Annotated in this window: 8 protein-coding genes and 2 tRNA genes; 8 read left to right on the top strand and 2 right to left on the bottom strand. The window is 67.8% G+C overall.

Annotation, left to right across the window (positions count from 1 at the left end):
- The coding region (locus AB0F10_RS42320; protein WP_360639295.1) for a hypothetical protein at positions 1–385 on the top strand (385 nt) is incomplete at its 5' end.
- A gap of 552 nt (positions 386–937) precedes the next feature.
- On the opposite strand, the gene AB0F10_RS42315 is transcribed toward AB0F10_RS42320, so the two are convergent.
- Positions 938–1,008: transfer RNA gene (locus AB0F10_RS42315), tRNA-Gly, on the bottom strand.
- A 141-nt stretch (positions 1,009–1,149) separates the two neighbouring features.
- Between AB0F10_RS42315 and AB0F10_RS42310 the strand changes: the two genes are divergently transcribed.
- The 7 genes from AB0F10_RS42310 to AB0F10_RS42280 all read left to right on the top strand — a co-directional run bounded on the left by AB0F10_RS42310 (position 1,150) and on the right by AB0F10_RS42280 (position 7,126).
- Positions 1,150–1,223, top strand: a tRNA-Pro gene (locus AB0F10_RS42310).
- A 40-nt stretch (positions 1,224–1,263) separates the two neighbouring features.
- Positions 1,264–2,613 (top strand): trigger factor, encoded by a 1,350-nt coding sequence (tig, locus tag AB0F10_RS42305; protein ID WP_360639292.1) that lies wholly within the window; start codon positions 1,264–1,266, stop codon positions 2,611–2,613.
- Positions 2,614–2,818: 205 nt separating this feature from the next.
- Positions 2,819–3,448, top strand: coding sequence for an ATP-dependent Clp protease proteolytic subunit (locus AB0F10_RS42300; RefSeq protein WP_360639289.1), 630 nt, complete (start codon positions 2,819–2,821; stop codon positions 3,446–3,448).
- Between the two features lie 10 nt (positions 3,449–3,458).
- Entirely contained in the window at positions 3,459–4,115 is a 657-nt protein-coding gene (locus AB0F10_RS42295) for an ATP-dependent Clp protease proteolytic subunit (protein ID WP_360639286.1), read from the top strand.
- A 232-nt stretch (positions 4,116–4,347) separates the two neighbouring features.
- Positions 4,348–5,640, top strand: coding sequence for an ATP-dependent Clp protease ATP-binding subunit ClpX (clpX, locus tag AB0F10_RS42290; RefSeq protein ID WP_023359330.1), 1,293 nt, complete (start codon positions 4,348–4,350; stop codon positions 5,638–5,640).
- Positions 5,641–5,750: 110 nt separating this feature from the next.
- A complete protein-coding gene (locus AB0F10_RS42285) occupies positions 5,751–6,284 on the top strand; it encodes a GNAT family N-acetyltransferase (protein WP_360639283.1) in 534 nt (177 codons plus the stop codon).
- 44 nt (positions 6,285–6,328) lie between these two features.
- Entirely contained in the window at positions 6,329–7,126 is a 798-nt protein-coding gene (locus AB0F10_RS42280; RefSeq protein ID WP_360639280.1) for a carbon-nitrogen hydrolase family protein, read from the top strand.
- A 442-nt stretch (positions 7,127–7,568) separates the two neighbouring features.
- Here AB0F10_RS42280 and AB0F10_RS42275 read toward each other — a convergent pair whose 3' ends face one another.
- On the bottom strand, positions 7,569–7,793 hold the full coding sequence (locus AB0F10_RS42275; RefSeq protein ID WP_360639277.1) for a hypothetical protein: 225 nt from the start codon (positions 7,791–7,793) through the stop codon (positions 7,569–7,571).
- Positions 7,794–8,354: the final 561 nt, after the last annotated feature.

Below are 8,354 nucleotides of genomic sequence, written 5' to 3'. Positions count from 1 at the left end.
GCATTCACGTGCTGCGGCGGCGCGCTGCCAGATCTTGAAGAACGAGGGTGAGACGACCGTGAGCGAATACGGATATCTCCTCTGCGTGGACTGCCGCGTCCACATCTGGCTCGGCAAGGCGATTAAGGACGATAGTCGGGTCGTCTATTTCGCGGTCGGGGACGAGGAGCCGAACTGGCGTCAGCCGGGGCTGACTCGCTCGGTCTGGAAGTTTGTGGCCGAACACGTCGGCCACCGCCTGGAGTCCGTCCGGGAGTTCAGCGAACGGTACGGCCAGATGGTCGCCGACGACCCACCGGAAGGCCCCTATGCCGAAATCGGCGACTGGTCGAATACCGGCCCCACGTTCGACGAGTATCTGACCGGATGGCCGGGCGCCGGCTGAGCCACCTCCGACCTGGCCCGGTCCGGACCGTTGTCACTTGATCAGCCGGGTGCGGCGACTGACCGCCGCGAGATCTTCGTCCGCCTCGAGGGGCCTGCGCGTCTTCGAGGCCGGCACGCACCGGCCGGAACCGGGGCCGTGCGATGAGCCACGATCGGCGCGTGGCAGCGCACTACCGAGCCTCGGCGCCGCCCTCAACGGCTATGAAGTCAGAACCGGGCCGGACTGCGGGTTGTGACCGCAGTCACATCCCCTGGCTTTCATCTCGACAGCTTGCGGCACGCCGGCAACGCCGTGCCGGGTCTTCGGGTGCGCCCAGATGTATCGATGGGCCGCTCGACGACGCGGACCGCACCGATCCATCAGCCGCAGCCGGCGAGCGGGACGGGAGCCCGTCTCGATCGCCAGGCGGGCCGGTACAGAGGCGGCGAAGGCCAGAAAGGGCCGAACCGCCCGAGCGCTGAGCCGACGGCCCCGCAAGATCGTCTGGGCCGTTGAACGACGAAGGCCCAGGTCGAGGAACTACCCTCTGACCTGGGCCTTGGTACTTCGAGCGGGCGACGAGAATCGAACTCGCGTAATCAGTTTGGAAGACTGAGGCTCTACCATTGAGCTACGCCCGCGTGACACCCCACAGCATGCGGTGCCGGGGTCAGCCTACTGAATGCGGCCGCGGCATGCGAACCCGATATCCCCCGCGTGGCGCACCCGGGTGACGCCGCGGCACACGACACGCGGTGGACCGCATACACTTGCCGTCGCCACGGGGTGTGGCGCAGCTTGGTAGCGCACTCGCTTTGGGAGCGAGGGGCCGTGGGTTCAAATCCCGCCACCCCGACTTCACCAATACACGAAGAGATCCATCAAGGAGTACGCCTGTGAAGAGCACCGTCGAGACTCTGAGTCCGACTCGGGTGCGGCTCGCCATCGAGGTGCCGTTCGACGAGCTGAAGCCCAGCCTGCTGAAGGCGTACCGCGAAATCGGTTCTCAGGTCCAGATCCCCGGCTTCCGCCGGGGTAAGATCCCCGCCGCGGTCATCGACCAGCGCGTCGGCCGGGGCACGGTCCTCAACGAGGCCGTGCAGGAGGCCATCCCGCAGCAGATCCTCGCCGCGGTTCGCGAGCACGACGTCAAGACGCTCGGGCGCCCCGAGGTGGAGATCACCGAGTTCGCCGACAACGAGCCGCTGAAGTTCACCGCCGAGGTCGACGTCCGCCCGGAGATCACGATTCCGGACCTGTCGGGCATCACCGTCGAGGTCCCGGTCGTCGCGATCGGCGACAACGAGATCGACGAGCAGATCTCGGGCCTGCGTGAGCGCTTCGCCACCCTCAAGACCGTCGACCGGCCGGCCGCTGAGGGCGACTACGTCCAGCTCGACCTCCGGGCGACCGTCGACGGCGAGGAGGTGCCCGGCGGCTCCGCGACGAACATCTCGCACGAGGTCGGCAGCAAGCAGCTTCTGCCCGGCCTCGACGACGTCCTCGTCGGCCTGGTCACGGGCGCCGACGCCACGTTCACCACGCAGCTGGTCGGCGGCGACTTCGCCGGCCGCGACGCCGAGGTGGCCGTGACCGTGCGCAGCGTCAAGGACAAGCAGCTGCCCGAGGTCGACGACGAGTTCGCCCAGCTGGCGAGCGAGTTCGACACCCTCGACGAGCTCAAGGCCGACCTCAAGGAGCGCCTTGGCAAGGTCAAGAAGGTCGAGCAGATCTACGCCGCCCGCGACGAGGCGCTCAAGCAGCTCGTCGAGGCCGCCGACATCCCGGCGCCCGAGGGCATCGTCAAGGACGAGGTCGAGGGTCGCAAGCAGGCGATGACCGACCAGCTAGAGCGCATCGGCGCGAGCCTCGAGGATTACCTGGCCTCCGAGGAGAAGACCGAGGAGCAGATCGACACCGAGCTGACCGAGGCGGCCACCGAGGGCGTCCGGATCCAGCTGCTGCTCGACACGATCGCGGACGCCGAGGACATTCAGGTCTCCGACGACGAGTTCGGTCACGAGATCGTGCACCGCGCGCAGCGCGCGCAGATGCAGCCCCAGCAGTACTACGACCAGCTCGTCCAGTCGGGGGCGGCCACGGCCGTCTTCGGCGACGTGCGCCGCGGCAAGGCCCTGGCCAACGTCATGGAGCAGGTCACGATGAAGGACAGCGACGGCAACACGCTCACCCTCGATGAGCTCCGCGAGGCCTCCGAGGACGAGCACGCCGGGCACAACCACTGATATCCGGGCGATTCGGCCGCCGCGCGCCCCTTGCGGCACGCGGCGGCCCACGCTTTTTTTCGGGTACGCAGGGAGCCGATGCGCTGTCAGCGAACACCTGCCCGAGCGGGAAGCTGATGCGGATGCGACCGGTTAGGTTGGTTCTACGACGGACAACCTGTCGGCCGGATCCCTCGGCCGACACAGTCAGCTGTGAAGGGCTGCCATGACCGATTTGCACATCTCTGCAAGTCCCACGCTGCGTGGTGACTCCATCAGTGGCAACCTGGACGACTCGGTCTACAACCGCCTGCTGCGCGAGCGGATCATCTTCCTCGGCAGCGAGGTGACCGACCAGGTTGCCAACCGCATCTGCGCGCAGCTGCTCCTGCTCTCCGCGGAGGACCCCGAGCGCGACATCAACCTGTGGATCAACTCGCCGGGTGGTTCCGTCTACTCCGGCATGGCGATCTACGACACGATGCAGTTCATCGACAACGACGTCTCCACCGTGGCCATGGGCATGGCCGCGTCGATGGGGCAGTTGCTGCTCTGTGCCGGCACGGCGGGTAAGCGCTACGCGCTGCCGCATGCGCGGATCATGATGCACCAGCCGTCGGGTGGCATGGGCGGCACGGCCGCCGACATCGCCATCCAGGCCGAGCAGATGCTCTACACCAAGCGCATGTTCCAGGACCGGGTGGCCTTCCACACCGGCCAGGACCAGGCGCAGATCGAGGCCGACTCCGACCGGGACCGCTGGTTCACGGCCGAGGAGGCCAAGAACTACGGCTTCATCGACAAGGTGATCACGGGTGCCACACAGGTCCCCGAGGGCGCCGGAACGCTGAACTGAGGAGCTGACAATGACCGACCTGACGATGCCTCCCGGGTTCGCTCCGGTGCACAACCGCTACGTACTGCCCTCGTTCGTCGAGCGCACGTCGTACGGCGTGAAGGAGTCGAACCCGTACAACAAGATGTTCGAGGACCGGATCATCTTCCTCGGCGTCCAGGTGGACGACGCGTCGGCCAACGACGTGATGGCCCAGCTGCTGACGCTGGAGAGCGCCGACCCGGACCGCGACATCCTGATGTACATCAACTCGCCCGGTGGGTCGTTCACCGCGATGACGGCGATCTACGACACGATGCAGTATGTCCGCCCGGACATCAGCACGGTCTGCCTCGGCCAGGCGGCCAGCGCGGCCGCGGTGCTGCTCTCCGGCGGCACCCCCGGCAAGCGGATGGCGCTCCCGCACTCGCGGATCATCATCCACCAGCCGGCCACCGAGGGCGGCTACGGCCAGGGCTCGGACATCGAGATCCAGGCCCGCGAGATCATGCGCATGCGCACCCAGCTCGAGGAGATGCTCGCCAAGCACTCCAACCAGACGGTGGAGAAGGTCCGCAAGGACATCGACCGCGACAAGATCATGACGGCCGGCGAGGCCAAGGAGTACGGCCTGGTCGACACCGTCCTGGCCACCCGCAAGAAGAGCCTGCAGAAAGCCGGCGTCTGAGCCCCAACGCGTCATGTCGGGGGTCGGTCGGCGCACGCTAGACTGACTGACCCCTGACACGCCCGTTTTGGGGGGTCGGAGAACTGCCCATCAGCGGGTAACGTCGAGCCAGCAACCTCAGTTACGTGGGTCGGCAGACGATGAACTCTGTAGGACGTTGTTTGGCGACGAGGAAATCATCCTCAGGCCAGGGGCCGGCACAAGCCGGCCGATGAGCGCAGGGAGAACGTAGGTGGCACGGATCGGCGACGGTGGCGACCTACTGAAGTGCTCCTTCTGTGGGAAGTCCCAGAAGCAGGTCAAGAAGCTCATCGCGGGCCCTGGTGTTTATATCTGCGACGAGTGCATCGACCTATGCAACGAGATCATCGAGGAAGAGCTGGCCGAAACCGGCGAGGTGAAGTGGGAAGAGCTTCCCAAGCCGATGGAGATCTGCCAGTTCCTCGACAACTACGTGGTCGGGCAGGAGCAGGCCAAGAAGGCCCTCTCGGTAGCTGTCTACAACCACTACAAGAGGATTCAGGCCGAGTCGGCAGGCGCGCCCGGAGGTGGCAGCGACGTCGAGGTGGCCAAGTCCAACATCATGCTCATCGGCCCCACCGGCTGCGGTAAGACCCACCTGGCGCAGACGCTGGCCCGGATGCTCAACGTTCCGTTCGCGATCGCGGACGCCACGGCGCTGACCGAGGCCGGCTACGTCGGCGAGGATGTCGAGAACATCCTGCTCAAGCTCATACAGGCCGCCGACTACGACGTGAAGCGCGCCGAGCAGGGCATCATCTACATCGACGAGGTCGACAAGATCGCTCGCAAGAGCGAAAATCCGTCGATCACCCGTGATGTCTCCGGCGAGGGTGTCCAGCAGGCCCTGCTGAAGATCCTCGAGGGCACGGTGGCAAACGTCCCGCCGCAGGGCGGCCGCAAGCACCCGCACCAGGAGTTCATCCAGATCGACACCACCAACGTGCTGTTCATCGTCGGTGGGGCGTTCGCGGGCCTGGACCGGATCATCGAGTCCCGGGTCGGGCAGGGCGGGGTCGGCTTCGGCGCCCACCTGCGTTCGATCTCGGAGCGCGACACGGACGACATCTTCAGCAAGGTCATGCCCGAGGACATGCTGAAGTTCGGCCTGATCCCCGAGTTCATCGGCCGGCTGCCGGTCATCACCACCGTGCGCAACCTCGACCGCGAGGCGCTGATCAAGATCCTCACGGAGCCCCGCAACGCCTACGTGAAGCAGTACCAGCGGCTCTTCGAGCTGGACGGCGTCGAGCTGGAGTTCGACACCGGCGCCCTCGAGGCGATCGCCGACCAGGCGATGCTCCGTGGCACCGGAGCCCGCGGCCTGCGGGCCATCATGGAAGAGGTCCTCCTCTCCGTGATGTATGAGGTTCCCAGCAACCCCGACGCCGCCCGGGTGCTCATCACCCGCGAAGTGGTGGTGGAAAACGTCATCCCGACCATCGTCCCCCGCGAATTCGTGGGCCGGCGAGCTCGTCGCGAACGCGAGGAGAAGTCGGCCTGAACGCACCACACGGTCTCCCGGAGGTCCTGGCCAGAGTCGAGCACCGCGAACGGCTCCCAACGGACCCCTGGCTCGAGCTCGTACCGCCACCGTCGCCCCATCGGGCGGCGGTGGTGTCGTTTCCCGGCCATGTCGTCGTGGCCGCCGCCGTCGACCGGCCGTGGGTCGACTCGTGGATGGGCACCGACGACGATCTCTCCGCACCGCTGTCGCCGAGATTCCTCGGCGGCCTCGAGGCACGGCTGGGCATGACCGCCGGCAGCCTCGACGCGGTGCTGCTCGCCCCGCGCGCGGCGGGCGCACCGGCGGTCCCGCTCTCGCCGATCCTGGACAGCGACCATCCCCGGGTGGTCCGCGCCCGGCGATACCGCGACGACGTCCGGGTCTGGACCTGCGGACCGGCGGTGCTCGTCCTGGGCCGCGGACTCGGCGGGCGGTGGGAGGCGGCCGTCGAGGTCGCCGAGGACGCCCGCAACGAGGGCCTGGGACGCTCGCTCGCGGCCGCGGCCCGCCATCTGGTGCCCGAGGGTCGGCCGGTGTGGGCTCAGGTCGCTCCGGGCAACGCGGCGAGCCTGCGCGCCTTCCTGGCGGCCGGCTACGCACCCGTCGGCGCCGAAGTCCTCTTCATGCCCGCAACCCGCTGAATCTCGTGCGGCGGGCGCGTGCCGCCGGCCGTACGCTGGCTGTCATGCGTGTCGCCGTATGCCAGCTGAACGCTCGCGACGATCGGGCCGCCAATCTGGCCGCCGCCCGTGGCCAGCTGGGCCGCGCGGCCGAGGCCGGCGCGGACCTCGCGGTCCTGCCCGAGTACGTCGACTATCTCGGCAGGTCGTCGGGCCTGCCGAAGCCCGAGCCGATCGACGGCGAGTTCGCCGCGTTCTTCTCCGCGGCGGCCCGCGAGCTCGGCATCTGGGTGCACGCCGGCTCGTTCCACGAGGCCGGCCCGGACGAGGCGCGCACTTACAACACGTCGCTGGTCTTCAACCGGTCCGGGGACCTGGCCGCGACCTACCGCAAGATCCATCTGTACGACGTGGAGATCCCGGGCCGAGTCTCCTACCAGGAGTCCCGCACGGTGGCACCGGGCGACCAGACCGTGGTGACCGACGTCGACGGCGTACGCACGGGCCTGTCGATCTGCTACGACCTGCGCTTCCCCGAGCTTTACCGGCGCCTGGCCGTCGAGGGCGAAGCCAGGATGGTCGTGGTGCCGGCGGCGTTCATGATGCACACGGGGCGCGACCACTGGGAGGTCCTGCTCCGAGCCCGGGCGATCGAGAACCAGTGCTACGTGGTGGCGGCCGGCCAGATCGGCGACCACGACCCCGGCCGCACCTGCTTCGGCCGCAGCATGATCATCGACCCCTGGGGGACGGTGCTGGCGCAGGCGCCGGACACGGTCGGCATCGTGACGGCCGACATCGACCTGGAACGGCTGGAGGAGATCCGCAGCGAACTCCCAAGCCTGGCCAATCGCCGCCTGTAGCGTCGCCGACCTACCCCGTCGCGTGGCCTCGCCCGCTCGCCACGGCGTCGCGCCTTGGGCAGCGAGGCTCACAACGGCTTGAATCACGCTGCTGGCCCGAACCTGAGGGACGCCGTCCGGGCCTGTGCCGGCCGACCGGAACCGGCCGGTCCCGACGGTCCGCGGTCGCCGCCCGCGATGGTGGCCGACCTGCCGTTTCTCTTCACGGAGTCGCGAAGTTCGGCTGGCTGCCGCTCCGTCGAGGGCCGGCAACCTGCCGTCACTACTTGCGAGGCCCCGGGCCGGCCCGCCGCCGCTGCTCGCGGGCTCGGCCAACCTGGGTCGGGTTGGTCGGCCTGCGGTCTCTCCGGTCGCGAGGGTTGGCTGACCAGCCGGGCTTCCGGCCGCTGTTCGGGGGGCGATCCAGCTCGGGTGGGGCGCCGATCGGGTCGGAGGGCGCCTTCTACAGGCTCTGCGCGAGGTAGCTCAGGACCGCGACGCACACCAGGGCGCCGCCGATGATGAGCATTGCTCCGCCCATCCGGGTGGGGCCGCGCATGATCAGGCGCTGCAAGGAGACGAGCACCGCGGCCAGCACCAGAACGCCGATGAGCAGCTGAGTCAGCGGGGTCAGCAGGCTGATCAGCGCGTCGGCGGCGAGCACCGGGGAAGCGGCCATGACTGCCACTCTGGCACGGGCAGGCACGCGATGGCGGACCGGCAAGGGTCTCGATTTGCGTTTCGGGTGGGGGGTCGCGTAACTTTCTCCTTGCCCGAGGGGAACCGGACGGAGCGGCACGAAAGTGACCGATCTTAGGGGGACTCGGAGGCGGCTGAAGGAAAGCGCTATGCTGACCTCAGCGACCGGGCGAAGCGGGTGCCGGGAAACCGGATTTGCGCCAGCGAGAACGACCGGGTAGAGTACAACGGCCAGCAGGAGCCGGGCGGATGGATCGCTAAGCGATCATCGGCCGGTCTGCAGAGGCCACCCGCATCAACGAGCACCCCGACAGGGGTGAGCGTTAGCGCGGGAAACCATTCGGGCGATGCCACGAAGATCTTCGGATCTTCCAAGACTCCGGTCTTGCGCTGGCGAAGTCGACCGGGTAAGTTTGAGCGGTTGCCCCGAGCGGGTCTCCTGAGGGAGTCAGGTTCGGTGTGTGGTTGTTCTTTGAGAACTCAACAGGGTGCTAGATAAGCCAGTGCCAATTGGTTTTGTCATGGCTGGTTCGCTTGCCTTTTGGGGTGG

This window comes from Actinoplanes sp. NPDC026623 (genome assembly GCF_040638275.1).
In the GTDB taxonomy this organism is placed as follows: Bacteria; Actinomycetota; Actinomycetes; order Mycobacteriales; family Micromonosporaceae; genus Actinoplanes.
The sequence above is the reverse complement of the archived record's forward strand: the minus strand, read 5'-3'. Positions and strand labels throughout refer to the sequence as shown.